Source organism: Mesorhizobium sp. M8A.F.Ca.ET.202.01.1.1, assembly GCF_004791595.1.
Classification (GTDB): domain Bacteria; phylum Pseudomonadota; class Alphaproteobacteria; order Rhizobiales; family Rhizobiaceae; genus Mesorhizobium.
Genome location: NZ_SRUN01000102.1, coordinates 1 through 381 on the forward strand (window position 1 = coordinate 1; position 381 = coordinate 381).

A 381-nucleotide genomic window follows, 5' to 3' on the forward strand; every position below is an offset into this window, starting at 1 on the left:
GGCTTGGCATCCGCCTTGTCGGGCGCCGTCTTCGCCAGGGGCTCGAGCGGCGCGTCGATGACCGGCGGCGCCGGCGGCACGGCCTTGACCTTCGGCACCTGGGTCTCGGCGACTTTCTCGCCGGGCTTTGCCGGATCGCCCTCGATCTTGGCGCGCTCGGCGGCGTCCTTCAGGCGCTGCAGGGCCAGCGGATCCTTGCGCAGGTCGATGCCCTGGTCCTTGTTGAACTCTTCAACCAGATACTCGATGACGCGGTTGTCGAAATCTTCGCCACCCAGGAAGGTGTCGCCGTTGGTGGCCAGCACTTCGAACTGCTTCTCGCCGTCGACGTTGGCGATCTCGATCACCGACACGTCGAAGGTGCCGCCGCCCAGGTCGTAC

General features: G+C 66.7%; 1 protein-coding gene. It reads right to left on the reverse strand.

Annotated features, from left to right (window positions below):
* Positions 1 to 381 (reverse strand): Hsp70 family protein (locus EN845_RS35875; protein WP_210235532.1); only part of this gene is annotated, 381 nt, incomplete at both ends.